General features: G+C 68.6%; 21 protein-coding genes. 7 read left to right on the forward strand and 14 right to left on the reverse strand.

Annotated features, from left to right (window positions below; translation table 11 throughout):
- On the forward strand, positions 1-320 hold a 320-nt coding region (locus tag FHG89_RS28455; protein WP_139587490.1), incomplete at its 5' end, for a phosphopantetheine-binding protein.
- Here the strand turns inward: FHG89_RS28455 and FHG89_RS33435 are convergent.
- The 4 genes from FHG89_RS33435 to FHG89_RS28475 form a co-directional block, all read right to left on the reverse strand.
- A complete protein-coding gene (locus FHG89_RS33435) occupies positions 251-886 on the reverse strand; it encodes a hypothetical protein (RefSeq protein ID WP_341874279.1) in 636 nt (211 codons plus the stop codon). The two genes, FHG89_RS28455 and FHG89_RS33435, sit on opposite strands and share 70 nt — an antisense overlap.
- A gap of 95 nt (positions 887-981) precedes the next feature.
- The gene (gene sbnA, locus FHG89_RS34000) at positions 982-2,085 is read right to left on the reverse strand and encodes a 2,3-diaminopropionate biosynthesis protein SbnA (protein ID WP_244295942.1); all 1,104 of its coding nucleotides are present in this window, start codon (positions 2,083-2,085) and stop codon (positions 982-984) included.
- Positions 2,012-3,097, reverse strand: coding sequence for a threonine synthase (locus FHG89_RS28470; RefSeq protein ID WP_208761141.1), 1,086 nt, complete (start codon positions 3,095-3,097; stop codon positions 2,012-2,014). The genes sbnA and FHG89_RS28470 overlap by 74 nt, the downstream gene beginning before the upstream one ends.
- Positions 3,098-3,383: 286 nt before the next feature.
- Positions 3,384-4,478, reverse strand: a complete 1,095-nt coding sequence (locus tag FHG89_RS28475; protein WP_139587536.1) for a branched-chain amino acid aminotransferase — start codon at positions 4,476-4,478, stop codon at positions 3,384-3,386.
- A 165-nt stretch (positions 4,479-4,643) separates the two neighbouring features.
- Here FHG89_RS28475 and FHG89_RS28480 point away from each other — a divergent pair, with 165 nt between their 5' ends.
- Positions 4,644-5,525, forward strand: a complete 882-nt coding sequence (locus FHG89_RS28480; RefSeq protein ID WP_244295945.1) for an LLM class flavin-dependent oxidoreductase — start codon at positions 4,644-4,646, stop codon at positions 5,523-5,525.
- Between the two features lie 310 nt (positions 5,526-5,835).
- Here the strand turns inward: FHG89_RS28480 and FHG89_RS28485 are convergent, their stop codons facing one another.
- From FHG89_RS28485 to FHG89_RS28505, 5 genes are read right to left on the reverse strand one after another with little or no spacing between them, the layout of a single operon-like run.
- Positions 5,836-6,294, reverse strand: coding sequence for a cupin domain-containing protein (locus tag FHG89_RS28485; RefSeq protein WP_139587493.1), 459 nt, complete (start codon positions 6,292-6,294; stop codon positions 5,836-5,838).
- 40 nt (positions 6,295-6,334) lie between these two features.
- On the reverse strand, positions 6,335-7,348 hold the full coding sequence (locus FHG89_RS28490; RefSeq protein ID WP_139587494.1) for a class I SAM-dependent methyltransferase: 1,014 nt from the start codon (positions 7,346-7,348) through the stop codon (positions 6,335-6,337).
- 29 nt (positions 7,349-7,377) lie between these two features.
- Positions 7,378-8,340 carry an L-tyrosine 3-hydroxylase gene (locus FHG89_RS28495; RefSeq protein WP_167517544.1) on the reverse strand — a complete coding sequence of 321 codons (963 nt, stop codon included), beginning with the start codon at positions 8,338-8,340 and terminating at the stop codon, positions 7,378-7,380.
- A complete protein-coding gene (locus FHG89_RS28500) occupies positions 8,327-8,854 on the reverse strand; it encodes a VOC family protein (protein WP_208761142.1) in 528 nt (175 codons plus the stop codon). Before FHG89_RS28500 ends, FHG89_RS28495 begins: the two co-directional genes overlap by 14 nt.
- Before the next feature lie 48 nt (positions 8,855-8,902).
- On the reverse strand, positions 8,903-10,624 hold the full coding sequence (locus tag FHG89_RS28505; RefSeq protein ID WP_139587496.1) for a gamma-glutamyltransferase family protein: 1,722 nt from the start codon (positions 10,622-10,624) through the stop codon (positions 8,903-8,905).
- Between the two features lie 470 nt (positions 10,625-11,094).
- Here FHG89_RS28505 and FHG89_RS28510 point away from each other — a divergent pair, with 470 nt between their 5' ends.
- Positions 11,095-12,147 carry an SAM-dependent methyltransferase gene (locus FHG89_RS28510; RefSeq protein ID WP_139587497.1) on the forward strand — a complete coding sequence of 351 codons (1,053 nt, stop codon included), beginning with the start codon at positions 11,095-11,097 and terminating at the stop codon, positions 12,145-12,147.
- A 103-nt stretch (positions 12,148-12,250) separates the two neighbouring features.
- On the opposite strand, the gene FHG89_RS28515 is transcribed toward FHG89_RS28510, so the two are convergent.
- The 5 genes from FHG89_RS28515 to dpgA form a co-directional block, all read right to left on the reverse strand.
- Positions 12,251-12,895, reverse strand: a complete 645-nt coding sequence (locus FHG89_RS28515; RefSeq protein WP_280116093.1) for an LmbU family transcriptional regulator — start codon at positions 12,893-12,895, stop codon at positions 12,251-12,253.
- Between the two features lie 868 nt (positions 12,896-13,763).
- Positions 13,764-14,489 (reverse strand): enoyl-CoA-hydratase DpgB, encoded by a 726-nt coding sequence (gene dpgB / locus FHG89_RS28520; protein ID WP_167517546.1) that lies wholly within the window; start codon positions 14,487-14,489, stop codon positions 13,764-13,766.
- Between the two features lie 59 nt (positions 14,490-14,548).
- Positions 14,549-15,790, reverse strand: coding sequence for an aminotransferase-like domain-containing protein (locus FHG89_RS28525; protein WP_139587499.1), 1,242 nt, complete (start codon positions 15,788-15,790; stop codon positions 14,549-14,551).
- Positions 15,787-16,932, reverse strand: coding sequence for an enoyl-CoA hydratase/isomerase family protein (locus FHG89_RS28530; RefSeq protein ID WP_208761143.1), 1,146 nt, complete (start codon positions 16,930-16,932; stop codon positions 15,787-15,789). The genes FHG89_RS28525 and FHG89_RS28530 overlap by 4 nt, the downstream gene beginning before the upstream one ends.
- A 164-nt stretch (positions 16,933-17,096) precedes the next feature.
- The gene (gene dpgA, locus FHG89_RS28535) at positions 17,097-18,182 is read right to left on the reverse strand and encodes a 3,5-dihydroxyphenylacetyl-CoA synthase DpgA (protein WP_208761144.1); all 1,086 of its coding nucleotides are present in this window, start codon (positions 18,180-18,182) and stop codon (positions 17,097-17,099) included.
- A gap of 145 nt (positions 18,183-18,327) precedes the next feature.
- Between dpgA and dpgD the strand changes: the two genes are divergently transcribed.
- The 4 genes from dpgD (at position 18,328) to FHG89_RS28555 (ending at position 22,614) form a co-directional block, all read left to right on the forward strand.
- Complete coding sequence (dpgD, locus tag FHG89_RS28540) at positions 18,328-19,125, forward strand: enoyl-CoA-hydratase DpgD (RefSeq protein WP_139587502.1); 798 nt, start codon at positions 18,328-18,330, stop codon at positions 19,123-19,125.
- 146 nt (positions 19,126-19,271) lie between these two features.
- The gene (locus FHG89_RS28545) at positions 19,272-20,615 is read left to right on the forward strand and encodes an MFS transporter (RefSeq protein ID WP_167517547.1); all 1,344 of its coding nucleotides are present in this window, start codon (positions 19,272-19,274) and stop codon (positions 20,613-20,615) included.
- Positions 20,612-21,370 carry a thioesterase II family protein gene (locus FHG89_RS28550; RefSeq protein WP_139587504.1) on the forward strand — a complete coding sequence of 253 codons (759 nt, stop codon included), beginning with the start codon at positions 20,612-20,614 and terminating at the stop codon, positions 21,368-21,370. Before FHG89_RS28545 ends, FHG89_RS28550 begins: the two co-directional genes overlap by 4 nt.
- Before the next feature lie 2 nt (positions 21,371-21,372).
- Positions 21,373-22,614 (forward strand): cytochrome P450, encoded by a 1,242-nt coding sequence (locus FHG89_RS28555; RefSeq protein WP_139587505.1) that lies wholly within the window; start codon positions 21,373-21,375, stop codon positions 22,612-22,614.
- Positions 22,615-22,623 lie beyond the last annotated feature (9 nt).

Below are 22,623 nucleotides of genomic sequence, written 5' to 3' on the forward strand. Positions count from 1 at the left end.
CCCCCAACAACACCACCCACACCCCACCCAAAAACGACACCGAAAAAATCATCCACCACATCTGGACCACCATCCTCAACAACCCCCACATCAGCACCACCGACAACTTCTTCCACCTCGGCGGCCACTCCCTACTCGCCACCCAAGTCACCACCCGAATCCGCCAAGAATTCGACACACCCCTGCCCCTACGCACCATCTTCGAAAACCCCACCATCACCCAACTCGCAAAAGCCGTGGAGGATCTCATCTACGAGGAGATCTCGAAACTGTCGCCGGAAGAGGTGCAGCGCATTCTGGCGGCCGAGCAGCACATGTGACGACGCCGGGTGATGCCCCTGACGGGCGCAGCAGCCATACGCGAGTGCCGACCGCGACAGTGGGCCACGCCGTGGCCCACTCGGGTCGCCCAGTACCCCGAGCCGGCCGGCCGGGGTGCTGGGCGGTGTCGGCCCACGTCATCCCCACATGGCGGCCGTTTGACGCTGCGGACCCCGGCGGTGGCTCGTCGAGCCGTTTTCATGACCCCGACGGTGGTTCGGCCAGACCGCCCCACAGTGGGGACGGCCGGCAGGTGGTCGAGGTACCCCCTTCGCAGAACGACAGCAGGGCGAGGTGCACCGCCGGGCGTCTCCATGTCTGCCAGATGCGTCGACGTGTTCTCGCGTAGACAGTGATCCCGGTCGTCGACCACATTGACGCTGTCCAAAATCACCCTCGGTCCGAGGTCAGGTACCGCTGCAGGTACCGGGGTCACCGCCAGAACGGCGGACGCCGCGGTACGGGTCGCGCTGATGATCGAACTCTGCAGGCAGGCCACGGGGAATCCGGTGTCCCGGTCATTGAGCAGGATGACCGCTGACGCCCGGGGCAGACCGCGCGAGATTGTCCGGGAAGCTCGCGATCCACTTCGGGTTGGCGTTCAGCACCTCTCTCGCGACCGCGGCGCCGACAGGGAGAACGTTGGCTGCCGGTGAACGCTCACGGGGTCCTCTTTCGTGCGTGCCAGTACCGGATCGCCGTCCCGCCCTCGAAGGACGCCGGCTCCAACGCCGCACTGCCGTAGTGCGCCCGCACCCAGTGGTCGTCGTAGACGTTGTCGAGATACCGCTCCCCGAGGTCGGGCGCGATGGCGACCGAGGTGAGCTTGTTTCCTGGATCGTTGCGTCGGAGCCAGTCCAGCGCCCCGGCCAGGACCGAACCGGTGGAGCCGCCGACCACGAATCCCCGCCGGGCGAGCGCCCGGCAGTGACGCACGGCATCGACTTCCGCCACGTAGACGACATCGTCCAGCAGGCTCGGCTCGATGAGGGGTAGCGCGACGCTCGCGCCGATGCCGGGGAGGAGGCGCTGGCCCGCCGGGGCGCCGAAGCTGACCGAGCCCACCGCGTCGATGGCGACGATCCGCACCGGCCGTCGTGCCTCCCTGAAGTAGCGTGCGCACCCCATCGCCGTGCCACCGGTCCCAACGCCGACGAAGAGTACGTCGAGTCGTGGATACCGGCGGGAGATCTCGGGGGCAGTTGTCTCGTAGTGGATGAGCCAGTTCGCCGGGTTGGCGTACTGGTTGAGCCACAGATATCGGTCGTCGCTAGCGCAGAGGGCGGCGACGGCGTCGAGTCTCGCCTGCAGGTAGCCGGCCTCCGGGTGGGCCTCGTCGACGACCCGGACCTCCGCGCCGAGCGCGCGCATGAGCTTGATGGTCGCCGGGTTGCAGCGGGGATCGGTGATGCAGATGAAGGGGATGCCGCGTGAAGCCGCAATGGTGGCCAGGGCCACCCCGCTGTTGCCCGAAGACGACTCGACCAGCACGGTGTCCGGGCCGAGTGAGCCCTCCTTCTCAGCCGCGGCGATCATCGCCACCGCGGCCCGGAACTTTATCGATCCGGCAAAGTTGAAGCCCTCGTACTTGAACTGTAGGTTCCTGCCGATGAAGCCGCTCAGGTCGAGGTAGACGTGCGAGTCCAGCAGGTCGTGGGGTGCGGTGATGGTAGGAATGGCGCCTCCTCGGTCAGGGCACGAAATGCTCGAGATGATGGGCCCGGACCTGTCGCCAGACCTCGCGGAACTCGTCCAGGTCGCCACTGATCAGCGCCTCCGACCCTGGCCGGCCGCTGAATGCGCCGCCGTGGAACGGCTTGCCGGTGACGAGCGCCACCACCGTCTCCCCCGCGTCCACGAACGACTTCCACATGGCACGCCGCGCCCCGGCCAGAGCCGCGGCTCCCGCCGGCTCGCTCGCCGTGGCCGCGTCATTCGCGAGGTACGCCATCGCCGAGCGCAACTCGTCGTCCGACACCGCGACGAACGCACCCGCGCTGTCGGTGACCGCTCGGACGGCTTGTTCACCGACGGCCGGTACCGGAACCCGGATACCGTCCGCGATGGTCCGAACCGTCTCCGGCGGGCGGGGTGGCAGGCCCCGCCACTGCCGGACCAGAGGCTGGCAGCCCTCCGCCTGCACTCCGATGATTCGGGGCACGGTGGAGGTCATGCCGCAGGCCCGCAGCTCGTGAAAACCTTTTGCCAACCCGACCAGGGTCGGACCGTCGCCGACCGGAGCCACGACCACGTCAGGCAGGTGCCGTTCGAGCTGTTCCCAGATCTCGAAGGCCACCGTCTTCTTAGCCTCTATCGTCACGGGGTTGGCGCCGGTGTTCCGGTCCAGCCATCCAAACTCGCGGGCCGCCGCCCTGGACAGGTCGAAGGCAGCCCGGTAGCCCCTCGCCACCCGGAAAACGTGCGCGCCGGCCGCGCGCATGACGGCCACCTTCTCCGGATCACAGTCGGCGGGTGTGAAGATGGCGGCGGAGAGCCCGACCGTCGCGGCGCCCCACGCCGTCGCCACGCCGGCGTTGCCGGTGGACGACGTGGTGATCGTCGAGGCGCCGCTACGCAGTCCGATCTCGAGGACGAGTGCTGTCGCGCGGTCCTTGTTCGACGAGATGGCGCCGGCCGTCTCATCCTTCAACCACAGGCGGGGCAGACCCAGCCGGGAGCGGAGCGCCGCGGCGGCCCGCAGCGGGGTACCGCCGATCGGGAGCGGAAAGCGCACACGCTGCTCATCGATCGGCAGCAGCGCCCGGTACCGCCACATACCCACATCGGTTGTCTCAGCCGAGGGAATGAGCTCAGGTCGGTAGTCGTACCTGATCAATTCCTTGCCGAAGATCTCGTCCGGCAATTTTCCCTGCGGAGAACGCCCCATGTTCCACTCCATTCGCCGCCTCCTTGGCGGGCAGAACCGCAAGACAGGGTGAGCACGACGTCGGGCGCGGGGCTGCCGGGTCAGACGAAGCGTTTGCCGGTGGGCCAGCCTGGCCGCGACGAAAGCGCGTGATTCCCGCATTCGCGTGGGGGCCACGGACTGGCAACGGTCAGGCTCATGTCGCCGCGAGTTGTCCGATCCGGCGGGTCCAGCCGCACGGGTCGGGCAGCCGGCCGTACTGAATTCCGAGCAGACGCCCGCGCAACGCCGCCCCCATCGGGCCGGGCGCGGTGACGGGAAAATCGCCGGCGGCCGTACGGAGCATGCCAATCTGGGCCACCGTTGCGGCGGTGCCGCAGGCAAACACCTCACGCAGCTTTCCCGAGGCCGCATCCGCCTGCCACTCGGCCAGGGCGATCGGCCGCTCGACGACGTCCAGACCAGCATCACGCGCGAGCCAGATGATCGAGTCCCGGGTCACCCCGGGCAGGATCGTGCCGGTCAATGTCGGTGTGACGAGGTGGCCTTCGTAGCCGAAGAACAGGTTCATGCCAGCCATCTCCTCCACGAACTGGTGGTGCCCGGAGTCGAGGAAGACCACCTGGTCGCACCCGGCCCGCGCGGCTTCAGCCTGGGCAAGGTGGGCGCCGGCATAGTTACCGCCGCACTTCGCGGCTCCGGTGCCTCCAGCACCTGCCCGGCTGTAGGTCTCTGAGGCCCAGACCGTCAGAGGCTTTGATCCGGGCGAGACAGGGCCTACGGGGGTAGCGATCACCGCGAACAGGTACTCCCTGGCCGGGCGCACGCCCAGGAACGCTTCGGTCGCCACGAGATAGGGCCGTAGGTAGAGACTGGTCTCCACCCCGCCCGGTAGCCACCCGCGGTCGACCTCGAGCAGTTCGGCGATGGCCCGTAGGAACAGGCCGGCCGGCACGACGGGCATCGAGAGCCGGCGGGCGGACTCCTGGAATCGGCGGGCATGGGCTTCGGGACGGAAGAGCAGGCAGTCCCCGTCCGCGCTCCGGTAGGCCTTCAACCCCTCGAATATCTCCTGGCCGTAGTGCAGGACCGCAGCGGCCGGCGACATCGGAATGGGGCCGAATGGTTCCACACGGGCGTCGTGCCAACCCTTCTGCTCGTGATAACGGACCGTCACCATGTGATCGGTGAACACCGTGCCGAACGCCGGCGGGGCAGCAGTCACCGCCGGCTCCGTGGACACCGTGACAAGGTGGCGATCGAATCGGGCGAGGCTTTCGTCGACTGTCATGTTCGCCTCCGAGCGCCGGAATGAGATTTCGACCTTACCGGCGGCCGACGACAAATTTTCCGGCCGGAAAGCCGCCAGCACCGGGAGCCGTCCGAGGTTAACTTTCCCTAGACGGTCGCAGTACCGCACCGATTCTTCCTTGGGGTTCATATGCATGTTGGCGTGATGATTCTGCCCGAGAAACGATGGAGCGAATCCGTTGCCCGGTGGCACGGGGCCGAGAGCCTGAATTTCGACTCCGCATGGACCTACGACCATCTGTGGTGGCGCAGTCTTCGGGACCAGGCCTGGTTCTCAGCTCTGCCGCTGCTGTCCGCCGTCGCGGCCACGACGAGTCGCATCCGGATCGGAACGCTGGTGACGTCACCGAACTTCCGGCACCCTGTGGTGACCGCCAAGGACGCCATGACCATCGACGACATCTCCGGAGGACGCTTCACGCTGGGCGTCGGCGCGGGCTCGACGGGAGCCGGCGACGCGAGCGTGGTCGGTGGCCCGAGCCTTTCGGCAGCCGACCGTACGGCACGATTCGGCGAGTTCGTGCAGCTCGTCGACGAGTTGCTGCGCAGAGAGGTCACCACCTACGAGGGGCGTTTCTTCTCAGCGGTGCAGGCGCGCATGATCCCCGGTTGCGTCCAATCCCCCCGGCTGCCAATCGCCGTCGCCGCGACCGGGCCCCGCGGGTTCGACCTGGCCGCGCGCCACGCGGACGCCTGGGTGTCCAGTGGCCCCGCTGACTTCTCCCGGTCGTACACGCCGGACGAGTTCTACGCCGCTGTCGTCGCGCAACTCGATGGCCTCGACCGCGCCTGCGACCGCGCCGGGCGGGACCCGGCCTCCGTCGAACGCATCCTGGTCACTACGGACATGACCGGCGAGGTGCTGCGCTCGACCGAGCACTTCGTAGCCGTGGCGGAACGGTACGCGAAGATCGGAATCCACCATCTCGTCGTGCACTGGCCGCGCGAGAACGGCGTCTTCGCCGGTCGGGTGGATGTACTTGAGGGCATCTCGCGCGACGCATTGCCGCATGTCCACCGCCTGTGACATCGTCTCGCCGGCGGGACGGGTGATACGCGCCATCGCCAGCCGGTCCTCCGGCCGTCAGGTCGCCCCGCGACGACCCAGCGGCGCGCAACAGCAGCGGCACGACCAGGCGGCCGCCGGCACGCCTGGTCGGTCGGGTTGCCCCGCAATCCCGCCACACTGACATCAGTGAATTCCTTCCGTCAGCACGCGCGACGACAGGAGACCCGCCATGCCGACCTGGAAAGTGACGCAGAAGGCCCTCGTGCGACTTGTCACCTGGATACAGCGGCCGCGCCGACAGCCGAGCGACAGCCCGATCGATTCGGAGTCACTCGCCGCCATCGTCCACCAGGAGGTCTCCCGCCTCGGGCCGGGTGGCTGGTGAACCGGGGCCGCTCCCGGTGAGCAGCACACCCAGGCAGTACGACCCCGGCTGGGCCACCCGAGTGACGAAGTGGTGCACCGTTCCCGCCGGTATGAAGAAGGTCGCCGGAGAGGTGAGCACGTAGTGCTTGTCGTCCGCGACGACGTCGATAACGGCGCCGCCCGGCGTCGGGGACATGAGCAGGTAGATCTCGGGCACCTCGTGCGTGTGCGGCGCGGCCACCGGTTTTCCCACCAGCTCGCTGATCTCCCCGCCGGCCACCTCGAGCGGCAGCCCGCCAAACATGTCGGCAGTCAGATAGAACGGTGTGGGCGAGTGGTGGCCGGGGATCTGCCGGAAGAGGGGAAGATCCTCCCGGGCGGCCGGAACCGAGTTGGACTGCGTTTCGGCGCTGATGGGCATGCTGCTCCTTTGACTCACGCTGGCGGGTGACGGGCGAGGATCACGCCGGAGTCAACCGGACGATGAAGCTGAACGCGGGCAGATCGATGAGCCGCTGGTCGGCGCGGGTCCAGCCGCTCTCCTCCAGGACCGAGGTCCACTCCTCGAAGGTGGGTAGGTACTGATCCATGACGGCGTGCACGGTCTCGAACCCGACGGTGAACATCGGCATCTCCGAACCCCGCACCTGGGTCGAACGGCACGTGTCACCGAGGATCAGGTTGCGCGCGTTGGGAAAGACCTCACGGAGCCGACGTAACGTTCTCACGCAGTTGTCGCGTGGCCAGAAGTCGTGGCCCATCAGGAAGCAGGTCACCAGGTCGATGTCCTCGTACTCCGGTCGCGGGGACATGCTCAGGACGTCGTCCCGGATCAGGGTGATCCGGTCTTCCAGTTCCGCCTCGGCAACCGCCTCCTTGGACACCGCCAGGGCACCGTGCGCGATGTCGATGCCCACCGCCCGGATCGACGGCCGCTGCTGGGCCAGCATGATGATCCGGTCGGAGCTGCCACATCCCAGGTCGGCGACCGTCCCGAACGGCAGGCCGTCGATCAGCTCGCGCAGCGGCGGGTCGAAGAACGTCTGCGCGATGGAACGGCAGGCCACGCTGATGGCTCGGGAGTCGCGGTGCATGACCCGGTCGGCGCGTGGCTCGTTCAGCGTCAGGTCGGTGAGGTCGGTGAACAGTTCACCGCAACCCCGCGTGAGCCAGTAGAAAAATCCCCTGTTCTTGAACGCCTCGTCGAACCCTGGTCCTCGGGCGGCCGTGGTCCGCTCCGCGTCCATCACGACGATCTCGCGGCTGGCAAGGGCCGCCAGGATGGCGCGGAGGCTGCCGAGGTGCGCGTTCGAGCGGGTGGCGAAGTGCCGAACGTCCATGCTGTCGCTGTGGGCAAGCTCGTCGAGCAACCCCAGGTCCCACGCCGCACTCAGGGCGGCCGCGGCGACCGCGCCGTTGAAGGTGTCGGCGCAATATCGGGCATCGCGGGACATGTACGGGGAGAGAGCGGTCATAGGGAACCTCTTCCTAGAAGAACCAATGGCTACGACGCCGCAGGATGCTGCGGCTCCTCCGGGACCAGCGCACCGACGAAGCGCACAATCTCCAGCAGCGTGTCGGTGAACTCCTGCTTACGCCCCATCAGCTCACCGATCTGCAGGCTCGGCGGTTCCTCGTGCCGGCTGGACGCGAAGGACGGATACAGGCCGTTGACCATGACGTCCAGGACGATCGCGTGCAGCCGTCGCACCAGTTGGATGACAACCTGCTCGTAGGACACGACTGTCCGGCTGGTGAGGAAGATTCCGTCGTACAGCCACAGCAGCGTGTCGCGGTGCATCCGCCAGCGTCCACCTGCGGGCTTCGGACCCTGCAGCAGCGAGACGCCCGAGGGTACGACCTTGTCAGCGATGCCCTGATGGACAATCTCGTTGAGCTCGCACTCGCGGCGCAGGGCGTCCGCCTCGACCCCGCTGCCGAAGCTGACCTTGCCGCGGACGAGCTGCCGGACGGGCAGGTAGTCCCGCGCCCACGCACCACTGAGGTTCACGTGCTGACGGGCCATCGGCCCCCGGATCACCCGGTTGTAGATCTCCCGGGTCGGGGAGCTGCTGTAGATGAGCATCAGCGTGTACCCGCAGACGAGCAGTCGCGCCTGCGCCGCGAGCTTCTCGGCGTAGCTGGCGGGTGCCTCGGCGTCGTCCAGGATGGCGGCGAGCACCTGCCAGAGCAGGAACGTCGCCTGGTGTCCGGTGATCCATCGGAACCAGAACATGCGGTCGATCTCGTCGTCACCGACGGGCCGCAGATCACGCAACGCGGCCGGCGACAGGTTGCGGAGACGGTCGTGGCAGACCGCGATGCTCGCGCGGTCGAACGATGTCGTCCGAGGCAGCCACCGGGCGGGAAGCGCGAGAGGTTCGAGGCCGTACGCGTGGCCGCCGTACTCCCACAGATCCTCTTGAGGTAGCTGTGTGACGAGGGCCGGCGAACTATGCATCACCATCGGCGCCGTCCGGCAGGTAGGTGAACTCGTACTCGAGTCCGTTGACGTCGTACGCGTAGAAGCTCTGCATCCCGTCCGCGTCGATGTCGATCTCGCTGGCCAGCTCCTGACGGGCGAACGTGTAGCGCCCGGACTCGTAGAGGGAGAACCAGTGCCGGTGCCAGCGACGCAGCTCCTCCTCGGTGGCAACCCGAAGACACACGTGTTGGAACTGGTTGGCATCTGCCGCGGGCGGCCCGGCGGAGTCGATGTCGCGGGTGAACAGGTGCAACCGGATGTCCGCGACGGCCACTTCGACGAGGTGGGACAGGCCGGGCAGCCGGCGCTGGCTGAGCGCGGAGAAGCCCTGGTTCATTTCCCACGACACCGCGCAGCCCAGGAAGTCCTCGTACCAGGCGATCGAGTTGGCCAGGTCGGCGGTCTGCACACCGATGTGGTTGATGGCGCCGGTCAGCGGTGCGGGCGGCGTTGCCGTCGCGCCTGTCACGGCAGCATCCTGTCTGGTCGAGGTCAAGACTGTCTCCTTTGGCTTGGGCACTCCGTCGTCGGCGCCGCCGTCACCTCACCGGCTGACGGCATACGCCTGGCGCCCGCGAGGGCTCGCGCTGGCAAAGACGAACCCGTTGTCCGGACGGAGGCCGGTGGCGCAGACCTTGCCGAGTGACTTCTCGGCGACCAGCTGGACTTCGTGGTTGCGGCGTTGCAACTCGGCGACGACCTCGGGCGGGCAGTCGCCCTCGACAGTCAGCCGGCGGGGGTACGACTCGCGCGGGGTGAACGAGGCCGGGATGGCATCGGAATGAAAGGCGAGCGTCTCCGTGGCGCTCTGACTGTCCAGGCCGAAGTCGAGGACACCCAGCAGGAACAACAATGTCCACTGGTCCTGGCGATCTCCGCCAGGAGTCCCGAAGGACACGTACGACCTGCCCTCTCGAAGGACGACGGTGGGACTCAGGGTGGTCCTGGGTCGCCGGCCCGGCGCCACGCTGTTGGGGTGCCCGTCAACCAGCCACATGGTCTGGCCGCGAGTGCCGAGCGGGAAGCCCAGCTCGGCGATCGCCGGCGAGCTCTTCAGCCAGCCTCCACTGGGCGTCGCGGCCACGGTGTTGCCCGCCCGATCGGTGACTGTCACGGTGCAGGTGTCCCCGCGGGCGGCGGTCCTGGGCAGGATCGTCGGTAGGCCGTTGCCGAGCTGGCCTATCCAGTCTTCCGCGTCAGGCTGCAGGTCGGGCGGTCCCGGCGTCGGCATCCAGGGTTCGCGTCCATCCGGTGAACCCGGGCGCAGCGCCTCCGATGCCTCCTTGTTGACCAGTTCCCGGCGCGCATGGTTGTAGTCGTCGCCGAGCAGTGTCTGGAGGGGGACGTCGGACTGCAGCGGGTCGCCGTACCAGGCTTCACGGTCGGCGAACGCGAGCTTCGCGCACTCGACGACGGTGTGGATGTACTCAGCGCTGCCCAGTCCCATTCCGGTGACGTCGAAACCCTTCAGCAGCGCGAGCTGCTGCAGAAAGACGGGCCCCTGGGACCAGGGTCCGGGTTTGTGGACGGAGTGGCCCCGGTAGTCGATGCCGGCCGCCGGCTCCACCTGCGGCTGCCAGTCCGCCAGATCCTGGCCGGTCAGGAAGCCCCGGTGGCGGCGACCCGTCGCATCGATGGCCTCTGTCCGGGCCACGAAGGTGTCGATGGCCTCAGCGACGAAGCCCTGGTAGAAGGCCTCGTGGGCCGCCTCGATCTGCGACTCACGAGACGGCGACGCCGCCTCGGCGATCTCGACGATCCGCCGGTAGGTCCGGGCGAGCGCGGGGTTGCGGAAGCGTGACCCCGCGGTCGGCGCCCTTTCACCGGAGAGGTAGGTGCTCGCCGAACCCGTCCATTCGGTGAGGAACAGCGGGGCCAGCGTGCCGATCGCGTTGGCGGTCTCGGCCAGCAACGGAAAGCCGCGTTCGGCGTAGCCGATGGCGTAGCTGAGCACGTCGGCCAGGCGCATCGTCCCGAACTCGGCCAGCAACCGCATCCAGCCGCCGAACGCGCCGGGCACCGTGGCGGGCAGCAACCCCGAGCCCGGGACCTGCCCGAGCCCCAGCGCCAGAAAGCGGTCGAGCGTCGCCGCGGCGGGCACCGGCCCTTGGCCGCAGATCGCGGTGGTCTCGCCGGTCACGGCCGAATGCAGCACGATCGACAGATCGCCGCCGGGCCCGTTGTAGTGCGGCTCCACCACCTGAAGGACGAAACCGGCTGCCACCGCGGCGTCGAATGCGTTTCCACCGCGTTCCAGCACCGCCATTCCCACGGCCGACGCCGCAGGATGCGTCGAGGAAACCGCACCAAGATCGCCTAACAACTCGGGTCGGGACGGAAACAACCTGTCACCACCATCTGTCGTCACCGGGGAGGACCGCCGGACGATGCCACCGCCGCGACTTTCGACCGACCGCCTCGTGTCGTCCGCCGCACAGCAAGCGGTCTATGTCAGCTCCACCAGCGGCACGAGAATCATAAGACACCGGTCGATGAGGAATTCCCCTCCGAACACGCCGACTCCGGCGCCGCCCGCCGCAGTCAATCGTCTCGCTGGCGAGACATAGCGAGCCGCCACTTGTGGCTCCTCCTGAGCAGCGCGGGAGCTTACCTGGCGAGCCAACATTTTCTCGCCCGCGCATATTGTCGACTCGTTCGTCCGACAACCGTCACCAACCGCAGTGCACAATTACTATCTGCCGGGGTGCATTATGGACGACTACAAGGGGCAACGCCATGGCCGACAATTCAATCCAGGTGGTGGAGTTCCGCGAAGCGGAGCAACTGCGAGCGTGGCAGGATTTTCACCTGTCGACGATGCCGCAACTGATCAGCTCTATGCACTTATGCCAGGCGGTCTTCGCCATGCTGGACACGGGCCTGCTCGACCGGCTTCACAATGGTCAGCATCGACCGGAGGACGGCCTGCTCGACGACCTCGACGAGCGGATGGGCCCAGGGTTCCTCCGGTACCTGGTCATCCGAGGCGTGCTGGAGGAGCGGCCGGGCGGTGTGTTCCTGACCCGCCTGGGAGAGTTGCTGACGTCGGACGTGTCGCTCGCCCGGCTCGGCATCTACGTCGGCGCGTACGGTCCGGTCACCAGCCGCATGAGCGATCTGCTCGCCGGCCGGGTGACCTACGGCAAGGACGTCGACCGCAACGGCGGCCCGTTGGGCGAGCACTGCGCCAAACTCTTCGCCATCTTCCACACGCCCGTGGTGCTGGCGGCCATGCGCGGTCGGGGCGTCTCTCGCATCCTCGACGTCGGCTGCGGCGGCGGGCAGTTGCTCGTTGACGCCTGTCTGCGGGACGAGGACCTCACGGGCGTGGGTCTCGACATTTCGCCGGAGGCCGTCGAGGTTGCCCGGGAACTGGCCCGGCGGGCGGGGGTGGACAGCCGGGTCGAGTTCGCCGTGGCCGACGGGTTCGCGCCGGAGACCTGGCCGGACTCAGCGTTCACGGCGGACGGGCTGTGCTCGGTCAGCGCGCTGCACGAGCACTTCCGCGACGGCGAACAGGCCGTCGTCGACATCCTCGACACCTATGCGACGGTCCTGCCTGAGCAGAAGATCCTGCTGGTCGGCGAGCCTGAGATGCTGTATGTGGACAGCGAGAACCACGACGACTTCTTCCTCGTGCACCTGCTGTCCGGGCAGGGACTCCCCCGGGACAGATCCGCCTGGCTCTCGGTCTTCGAGAAGACCCGGTTGCAGTGCCGGCGCATCTACAGCCGCCCGGGAGCCGGCCCGAGGATCTGCTTCTACGACCTCGCACCACGCCTGCCATAAGCCGCCGGGGCAGGGCATCGGCCCCCGGCCGGCCTACGTGACCGGTCGGGGCCGACGCCTCGTCACGTGACCTGCGGGTCCGCTGCGCGCAGGCCACGGCTGGTCATGCCACGGAATCCGACGGCGTCGTCACCGCGCGGTCCAGCACGCGGGCCATCCACTCCGCCAGAGTGCAGTTGTGTTGGGCGGCGGCAGTCTCCCAGCGCTCCATCCGTTCGGGGCTGATCTGCAGCTGGAGGCGAACGCTCTCCGCCTCCGACTCGTGGTGGTTCTCCACACTTGCCCGCAACTGCTTGCGCAGCTCGTTACGAGACCAGTGCATGCGCTGGGCGAAGTCGAGCCAGTGGTCCTGTTCCTCCTCCGGCAACGCGGCGACCTCCATGTGGTGCTGGAAGGTCAGCGCCGGCCTCCGACGAGAAGGCGCGAAGCACCTGGCGACCCAGGCGTAGTTGCGCAGCGTCTGGTAGTCGAGTCGGGTCTCGGCCATCGCCCGCTTGTAGCGGTCCCGGTACTTCTCCTGGCCGAACACCAGCCAGTCGCCGATCCACCACGAGGACGAGTCTGACAGCCGCAGAATTTGGCTGCCGATCTGACACCACGTCTCGAGCGGAAGTGCGTCGGGCAGGTCGAGGCGGGTTCGTCTGGTGGATGTCGCGAGGTCGATAGCCGCCGGCAACTGGTCGTCGGATGCGGGCAGGCGCTCGGCCCCGACCTGCTGCGGAGGAGCTGCCGCCGGTCGACGGTCCACCCGCCGCACCGTCCGCCCACCGACGTCGTCTCGATACCTCATTCCGTCGCGTACCGTCATCAGCCAGCACCAATCCCCGTAGGTATAGAAACGGGGCGAAGACCGCAGCTCACTGAACAAAGCCGACCCTGCCGGTGGCCGAAGAGACCAGAGGACGTGCGTTGGAAAGGACAGGGCCACCACCACCGGACGTCCGATGACAGAGGCCGCCAGCGTCGATCGACGTCACGGCCGATCAGGGCGCTGCCAGCTCCGTTCCCAGGCAACACAAACCCCCGTGCGTGCATCGCCTTCAACCTCGGAGGGTGATCTCCACCCCTGGTTTACGGGAGAAACGTAACAGCGGCATCGGTCAGGGGCACGCCGATCCACTGCGGAGTATCGGCTTCCTTCCATATCCGCCCCCCCAGCCGCGCAGAAGGATGCCCTAGAAGCCCGTATTGTGCTTACTGTCACGATGACGCCCCACCGGGCAGGCCGGGCTGGTCGAGTTGGAGGGCGACCATCGGTTCCTGGACGACGATCCGCCAAGGGAAAACCGGGCGACCCGGCACCCCCGGATCCCCGTAGCGCGGCGGTCAACCCGAGGTCCAGGGGGCCATCAACGCGCTCAGCTTGCTGTTCCTACCCCCCAGCACTGGATCGTCCGCTCGGGCACCCTCTGGCCCCGACCCGACTCGCGGTCCCGGCTCAACTGCGTCCCAGACCCACAACGACCGGCGGTCGACGGCTTCCCGGCCTCGGACGACCCGCTCATCTCGGCCGGTTGGGCGAAACCCCGAGGGGCGCACCGCCAGGGTGCACCCTCAGGAAGACCCGGGATCTGTGCACGTCGACGCCAGAGCGCAGCGCAGGCAGCACGCCTCCTTCACTGCGGCGAGATCGATTCTGGGTCCGCAGCTCGCCGAGGCACAGGGCGAGACGGGGAGCCGGCCGGATCGTCGCCAGCCGCCCGGCGCAGGGTACGGTCACAGGCCGCCAGGTGCGCGCCCAGCGCGACCTCCGGGCTAACCCAGGCCGACTCCAACAGCAGTGCCCGGCGTATGCCGACGTCGGTCAGGGCGCTCTTGTACCAGCCGTCCAGAACCGCGCGCTCGGCGGCGGCCAGGTCCTCGGCGACCTCGTCGACCAGTCCGACCGCCACCGCCTCGCGTGCGTGCACGGCCGTCCGGAACAACACCATGGGACGGGCGGCGGCCACGCCGAGCTGCTGACCCAGCCGATGGATCGCCATGGACGGCCACGCCGCGGCGTCGTCGCCGTCCAGCTGAAAGACGAAATCCGCGGCGACCACGCGGTGGTCGGCGACGAGGAGCGCCTCGGCCGCCGGGCCGGTGCAGACGCCGTCTGCCACGGCGAGTACCGGCACGCCCAGCCGCTCGATCCGGCGGAGCAGCCGCTCCCAGCGGTTCACCGAGCGGATGTTCGACCAGGACGGACTGTCGGCCAGGTGTGCAGGTGCCCCGACGATCCGCAGGACCAGCGCGACCTGGGCACCGCTGGTCTCGATCTCGGCACAGGCGGCCGTCAGCGCGGCGATCAGCTCCGTCGTCGCCGGCTGACCGCTGGCTACCGTCACACGAATCTCCGGCACGATGTCCTCCCCGCTCCGCCGTCCGGTTGGTTCGTCCGCCGCTTTGTGCACCGTGGCGCTCATCGGCGATCGCGGATGAACTGGCAAAGCCGGTCCACCCCCGTCACGATCTCCGGTGCGGTGAGATTGCTGCAGGACAGCCGGATCCGGTTGTCGTCCGGCGCGGCGAGATAGAAGTTCCCCATCGGGGTGTAAAGGACGCCGTACTCGCGGGCACAGACCTCGACCAACTCCTGCCCTGCCGGAAACGGCAGTCGGATGGTCACGAAAAAACCGCCGTCGGGTGCCCGCCAGCTCACGTCGGCGGGCAGGTTCCCGGCCAACTCGGCCACCAGGACCGCTAGGTTGGCCCGGTAGTGCGCGGCCTGCTCCCGGCTCCGCAGGGCCTCGCCGGCAAGCAGCATCCCGCCGACGATCGCCTGTGCGACCGGAGACGTGTTCACCGTGATCATGCTCTTGATCCCGGTGAGGCGGTCCGCCAGCAGCCCGACGGAACCGCTCGCGGTCAGGACACGCTGGTCTGCTACCGCATAACCGACGCGTACGCCCGGAGCGCACACCTTGGACATGGTGCCCAGGTAGACCACCCGCTGTCGGGTGTCCAGCGCCTTCAGCACCGGCAGCGCGTCGTCGCCCGAGGTGAAGCCGTACGGGTTGTCCTCAAGCAGGAGCAGATCCTCCTGTTCCGCGACCGCCAGCAGCCGGTGGCGGGCGGCGAGTGAGAGGCGGCTGCCCGACGGGTTGGCGAAGTCGGGCACGAGGTAGAGGGCACGGGGCCGCCGCCCTGAGCGACGTACGGCAGCGCAGGCTGCGGCAACGTCGGTGGCCTCCACGCCGTCTTCGGCCTCGGGCACGCCGACCACGTCGATGCCCAGCACGCTTGCCGCACCGGCCAGGCCGACGTAGCAGGGGTCGACCGCGAGCAGCACGTCGGTCGGCGCGGCCATGATCGCCCGGAGCGTGACGAACAGCGCCTCCTGGCAGCCGACCGTCACGACGATCGCCTCCGGCGGGACCTGGATGCCCTCCTCCGCCGCGAGCGCGCCGGCGATCAGATCGTTGATCTCGCCGGCCGCCGGCCCGTAGCGCAGCAGCGTCGCCACCGGCACACCACGGTGGTCCAGATAGCGCTGCAGGCACGCGGCCACGTCCACGTCGGTCAGGAAGGGAGCGTACGGAGCGCCAGGCGCGAACGAGATCGCGTCCGGAAAACGAGTCGTGATCTCGTTGAGGAAGTTCATCGCCGTGAGGACCGGATCGCTCACCGACGGGTGCAGGTCGTCCACCTTCAAGACCGTCATGTCGACGCCTCGTTCCGCTTGATCCAGTGTCGTTCGATCGTGTCGAGGACGTCGTCGTGATAGAGCCGCTGCGCCTGTTCGATCGAGAACGCAGCCAGGTAGTCGCGGAAGCGGTCCAGGGGTTCCTCACTCAGGTGGAGCATCCGGCGGTTGGCCACCACCGCGCTGCTCTGGAGGCCGTCGACCGCCCGGTCGACGGCCTGATCGATCGCCTCGGCCGGAACGACCTGATCGCAGATCTGCCGAGCGACGTCCTCCGCCGCGTCGATGCGCCGGCCGCCGAGAAGGACCTGGCGCGCGGCGCGCGGGCCGAGTCGCCTGCTGAGCCGGAGATTGGCCACCCCGGGGACGATCCCTTCGCGTACCGCCGGAAGGCTGAAGTAGACGCCCTCGTCCGCGATGACGTGGTCGACGACGAGCAGCATCTGCATGCCCCCGCCGATCGCGAACCCGTCGACGACCGCGATCCACGGCTTCTCCCGCCGGCCGCCGAGGTCACCCAGGCCGGCCGGGGAGCCGGTCTCGATCCCCCGCATGATCTTGTTGAGCGGGCCGAGCTCCCGGCGAAGCAGGAAGTCGGCGAACGAGATCTTTCCCTCGTACAGATGAGTCAGGTTGATGCCGGCGCAGAAGATCCGGCGACCGCGGTGCTTGGGATGGGAGACCACACCGCCACGCAGGACGCCGACCGCGATCCGATCGTCGAGCAGCGCGAGATCGACAGCGGTCTCCAGATCGGCGACCAGGCTGTCGTCCTCGGCGTTGAGGACCGCACCGTTTGCCAGCGTCACATGCGCGGCGGGCCCATGACGCTCGATGGTGACGGTCCCGAGATCGAGGCGATCGGCGCCGCGAAATTCGGACAGCAGACGCTCCGCCGTCACGGTCGGGCGCAGCATGTCGGTGATCACCGCCGTGCCCGCACGCGTCGAGCGCAGCAACCCCCAGGCGAAGATGCCCTGGTCGACCTCCCAGCCTTCCTTCGCGCGCTGCGGCGCGGAGCGCTCCGCCGCGAGGGCTGCCCGGTCCGGAACGAGTCCGGGGAACCGTACCGCTGCGGCGTCGAGCAGGGCATCCAGCCGCATCGGCAGCCGTCCGTCCTCAGTGAGAGTCGCGTGCACGTCGTCGCCGTGGTCGCGCATGAAGGCGGCCCGTACGGCTCGACAGCGTTCATGGACGGCGGCCGCAACCGCTCGCTGCGGATCGGACCGCCGCGCGACCGGAGGCAGCGCGGCCAGCTCAGCGATCCCGGCGGCGAGCGGACCACTAACGTCCGCCCACGCCACTTCGACGGCCCCCGAGTGAGCTACCACGTCAGCAACGCCGACTCGATCGTCGACCCGGGACCCATGGTCATCATGACCGCCCGGTCGCCCGGCCGGGCGGCGCCCTCGTCGACCAGGTTCTGGTACGCGAACAGGAACGACGAGCTCGACACGTTGCCATAGGAGCGGAGCACCTCGGTGGTGTGCCGCAGGTCGTGGTGGGTCAGCTCGAGGTTGACCCGGACGGCGTCGATGACCTTCTTGCCGCCTGGATGCACGATCCAATGTGCTATGTCGCTGCGGCCCAGCGCGGCCCGGGACAGCAGCGCGTCGACCACCCGCTCGGCATGCGCGCCCACCACGTACGGAACGTCGGGGTCGAGGAAGAAGCTGAACTTGCCGTGCCGCTCGTCCCAGTCGTACCGCATGGCGTCCATGGCGGAGGTGATGATGTGCCGCGCGTAGCCCGTGACGGCCGGAACGGTGTCGTTGTCGGAGCAGCGCACTGCAACTGCGGCGGCACCATCGCCGAAGAGGCTGTTGACCACGGCGGAACGCATCTCACCGTCGAAGACATAGGCGGCCGAGCACACCTCGACGCAGATCATCACGGCCAGGCCGCCGGGGTTGGCCCGCGCCCAGTTCGTCACCGGGTTCAAGCCGTTCAGGCCTGCGTTGCACCCCATGCCGACCACGTCCAGCCGGCCGCAGTCCGGCCGCATGCCGACGTCTCGGACCAGCAGGGCGCTGAGGCCCGGCGTCAACCAACCGGTCGACGTGACACAGCAGAGGAGATCCACGTCAGACGGAGCGGCGTTGATCGGAGCCAGGCAACGATGGAGCGCCTCGGCCGCGAGGCGGACGCCCTCGACCCGATGCTTCGCGAGCAGTTCGGACTGGCTCTCGACACTCGGCCGCTCCCCCGCTTCCCGCAGCGGCAGGGACAAGAAGCGCTGGTCGATATGACTGTTCAGAAATACCGATCGAATGCCTTGATCGGTGATCCGATAATGGTCGAGAACTTCCATCTGGGTGTATCCGGTTGGCGGCGTCGCGGTACCGACGGACACGATTCTCGGTTCGACGAACCGATGGGAATATGATTTCTCCAGGGGCTTGTGGTCCATACCCATACCACCCCCTACAGTCGACTGTCCCCGACGCGACGCGACGCTCCTGCGCGGCCAGGAATGAACGAAGAGCGCCGACATCAACCGATGGTACGGCCGCACGAACAACATAGACCTTCTCGAGGCGGGCTAGTGTCGGACAATGAACGAATCGACCGTGCACCTCGAGAAATCACACCACGTCGCCCGAATAACGTTGAGCCGCCCGCACGTCCTCAACGCCTTGGATCTCGCCACCCATGCCCGACTCGCGGAAATCTGGGACGAGGTGGAAAGCGACGACGAGGTATGGGCCGCGGTGCTCACCGGCGCCGGCGACCGAGCCTTCTCGTCCGGTCAGGATCTCACCGAGCTCGGCAGGCGGTTGCGCGGCGGACCCGTCCGTTCGTCGATCGGCAGCCACGGGATGCCCGGCCATCCCCGGCTCACCGAACGCTTCCGCATGTCGAAGCCGATCGTGGCACGGGTCAACGGCCTCGCCCTCGGCGGTGGCTTCGAGCTGGTGCTCGCCTGCGACGTCGTGGTCGCCGCGGAGCACGCGTACTTCGGGCTGCCGGAGGCTCGGCTGGGGCTGGTCGCGGGCGCCGGCGGGGTGTTCCGGCTGACCCGCCAGGCGCCGTTCCGTGCGGCCCTGGGGCATGTGCTTACCGGTCGGCGGATCAGCGCCGCCCAGGCCCTCGCCTACGGTCTGGTGAACGACGTGGTGCCGGCCACGGAGCTGGACGACTGTGTGGACGAATGGGTCGCCGACATCCTGCGCTGCGCCCCGCTCGCCGTCCGAGCGGCGAAGGAGATGGCGTACGCTTCGGCTGCCCGGCCGCTGGCGGAGGCGTTCGCCGCCCGCTACGACTGGGAGGACAGGCGGATGGCGAGCGCGGACGCGGTCGAGGGTCCAACGGCCTTCCTGGAGCGGCGACAGCCCGTGTGGCAGGGGCGCTGACGGCGGGCGTCTCGCCAGCGAGACGAACCGGAATGGATCTGCGGCGGCCCGGCGGTAGACACGGGGAAGCGGTCGGCTGGTTTCACGCGACGCCCACGATAGCGTGAGGGGCCCGACGAACCATCCATTTCGATCGCTGGAGAGCCGTGCCTAGAAACCTCAGCGTCCTGCGTGACCGAACCGTCGCCACTCTGCTCGCCGCGCGGTCGATCTCGCTGCTCGGCAATGCCATCGCACCGGTGGCGCTGGCATTCGCCGTGCTCGCCATGCCGGGCGGGTCGGCCACGGATCTCGGCCTGATTCTCGCCGCCCGCACGGTGACGCAGGTAGCCTTCGTCCTCCTCGGCGGCGTGCTCGCAGACCGTCTACCCAAGTACCGCGTGATGGTCGGGTCCGACATCGCCGCCGCGATCATGCAGGCGGGGGTCGCTTCGCTGGTCATCCTGGGACACGCCAACCTTCCCGCGCTGGCCGTGCTGGCCGCCCTGAATGGCGCTGCCGCCGCGGTATTCGAACCCGCGTCCCGGTCGATCATGCCACAGCTGGTCCCTGCCGACGCACTGCAGTCGGCCAACGCGCTGCTCAAGTTCTCGATGCGCGGTGGAAGCATCATCGGCGCCGCGCTCGCGGGCCTGTTGGTCGCCGCGTTCGGGCCCGGGCCGGCCCTCGCCGTGGACGCGGGCACGTTCCTGGTCTCCGCGCTGGTGCTGATGTCCATCAGGGCACCCCGTCACACCGCGCCGAGCGCTCCGGGCCGGACCATGCTCGCGCAACTGATCGAAGGATGGCGCGAGTTCACCGCCCGACAGTGGGTCTGGGCGATGGTCGGGCAGCTCGCCTTCGTCAACATCCTGCTCGCCGGCAGCTTCTACGTGCTCGGCCCGGTGGTGGCCGAGCAGTCACTTGGGGGCGCGCCGGCATGGAGTGCCATCCTCACCGCCCAGGCCGTCGGCTTCGTGGCCGGCACCTTCGTCGCGATGCGCATCCGCCCGCGCTACCCGCTGCGGGTGGCGGCGCTGATGACCGCCTGCTTCTCGCTCTCGCTGTTCCTGCTGGCCGGCCCCGCACCGCTGGTGCTGATCGCGGCGGCCGCCTTCGTGGCGGCCATCTGCATCGACGTCTTCGAGGTCACCATCGACACGACACTTCAGCAGCACATCCCCAAGGAGTCGCTGTCACGGGTGATGTCCTACGAGGCGCTCGGCTCGTTCGCGTTCGTACCGCTCGGCATGGCGGCGGCCGGTCCGGTGGCCGAGGCCGTCGGCGTGGGACCCACGCTCGCCGTCGCGGGCGCGCTGATCGTGCTGTCCGCCTTCGCCATCCTGCTGCTGCCCTCGGTCCGCAACATCCGGTCCGTCCCGACCTCCGACCGGGCCGAAGGCTCCCCGGAACCGACGGTCAGCAACGAGACGACCCTCGCTCCCGATCCGGCCGCCTCTCCGGACGACGTCCCGGCGGCGCGCGACGCCGAACTGCGGGAGAGCAGATGAGCGCTGGTTCGACGTCGCGATGGCTGCTGCGCCGGCCGGTGCCGGAGTCTCGCGGCCGGATCTTCTGCTTTCCGTACTCGGGCATCGGCGCGTCCATGTTCAACAAGTGGCCGCGCTCGATCGACGGCGTCGAGGTGTGCCCCATTCAGTTTCCGGCCCGGGAAAACCGGATCCGAGAGCCGCACTACGAGACGTACGAGCGGCTGGTCGAGGAGTTGGTCGAGGCCCTGCCACCGTACCTGGACCGGCCGTTCATCTTCTTCGGACACTGCGCCGGGGCGTTGCCGGCCTTCGAGACGGCCCGGCTCCTGGCGGATCTGGGCCTGCCCACGCCCGTCCAGGTCGTCGTGTCAGCGCAGGTCGGCCCGCAGCACTGCCCTCGGGACCGGTGGCTGGACCTGAACGAGACGGAGCTTCGCGCGGAACTGGCCGCGTTGACCCGTCGGCGCGGCGGTGAGCCGCACCCGCTGCACCTGGACCTCACCATGGACGTGCTGCGCCGCGACCTGGACGCCAACCGGGTCTACCACCGCGCGGAGGCGGTGACGATTCCGTCCGGCATCGTCGTTCTCCACTGGTCGGACGACGTCGAGGTGCGGGCGGCCGAGTTGACCGGATGGGCCGACTACGCGACAGACGTCTCCTTCACCACGTTGCCGGGCGGCCACTACGAGTTCCTGTCCGGGCCGACGGCGCTGCTCGACCTGCTGGTTGGCGCATTCGGAGCAGTCGCAGCCGCCGAGCGACGAGGTTGACCATGGAGCTCGCCGGGACCATCGATCTGGACCAGGTGAACCTCTTCGACCCGGCGTTCTTCGCAACGAGGGATCCGCACCCGGTCTGGGCCGAGATGCGCCGGCACGCTCCCCTGCACCGTCAGACGCTGCCCGATGGGCGAGCCTTCCGGTCGGTGACCCGATATGCGGACGCGTGCCGGGTGCTGGGGCAATCGGAGGAGTTCACCTCATTGCGCGGCAATCTGCTCAACCAGCTCGGCCGCGACGACCCAGCGGCCGGGCAGATGCTGGTGGCCACGGATCCGCCGTGGCACGGCCACCTCCGCCGTCCCCTCGCGGGCCTGTTCGCCGGACGGGCGGTGGCGCGCACCGAAGACCTTGTGCGCCGGGCGGTCGGTGAGCTGCTCGCGGCCGCAGAGCCGGGCACGCAGTGGGATCTGGCCCACGAGGCCGCCCTGCTCCCGATGGCTGTCGCCGGCCACCTGATGGACATCTCCGCCGAGCACTGGTCCCGGCTGGTCGGCCTGACCAGCATGGCGGCCGCCCCGGACGATCCCGCCTTCCGCACGGTGAACGCGAACGCCACGCTTGCCATCGCGCATCACGAGTTGTTCTCCTTCTTCGCCGGCGAGGCCGACCGGCGCGCCGGCACTGCGGGCGACGACGCGATCCGCCTGCTCATCGGGATGCGGGCCAGCGATCGGCGGCTCACCCGGGAGGAAGTCGCAGTCAACTGCTACAGCCTGCTGCTCGGCGCGAACGCGACCACGCCGCACACCATCTCCGGCACGGTGCTGGCGCTGCTTGCCCGGCCCGAGCAGCTCCGGATGGTTCGCGAGGACCGGAGCCGGATCCCGGCGCTGGTCGAGGAGGGATTGCGCTGGACCTCGGCGGCCAGCAGCTTCCTGCGCCACGCCGTCAAGGACGTCGAGCTCAGCGGCGGATCGGTCGGTGCCGGTGAGGCGGTCGCCGTGTGGATCGGCGCGGCCAACCGGGACGAGGAGGTCTTCTCGACACCGGAGACGTTCGACGTGCGGCGAACCCCCAACCGGCACCTCGCCTTCGGCTACGGACCGCACTACTGCCTGGGCGCCGCGGTCGCCCGACTCACCCTGCGGCTGTTCTTCGAAGAGGCCCTCGACCTCATGCCGTCGTGGGAGGTGGCCGCCGCCGCGCGGCCGCTGGCCTCCAACTTCATCGCTGGCTACAGCAGCGTCCCGCTGCGGACGCGACGTCACCAGGACGCGGTGCGCGGGTCATGACCGGAAGGA

Origin of the sequence: Micromonospora orduensis (genome assembly GCF_006228125.1) — a bacterium.
Lineage (GTDB): Bacteria > Actinomycetota > Actinomycetes > Mycobacteriales > Micromonosporaceae > Micromonospora > Micromonospora orduensis.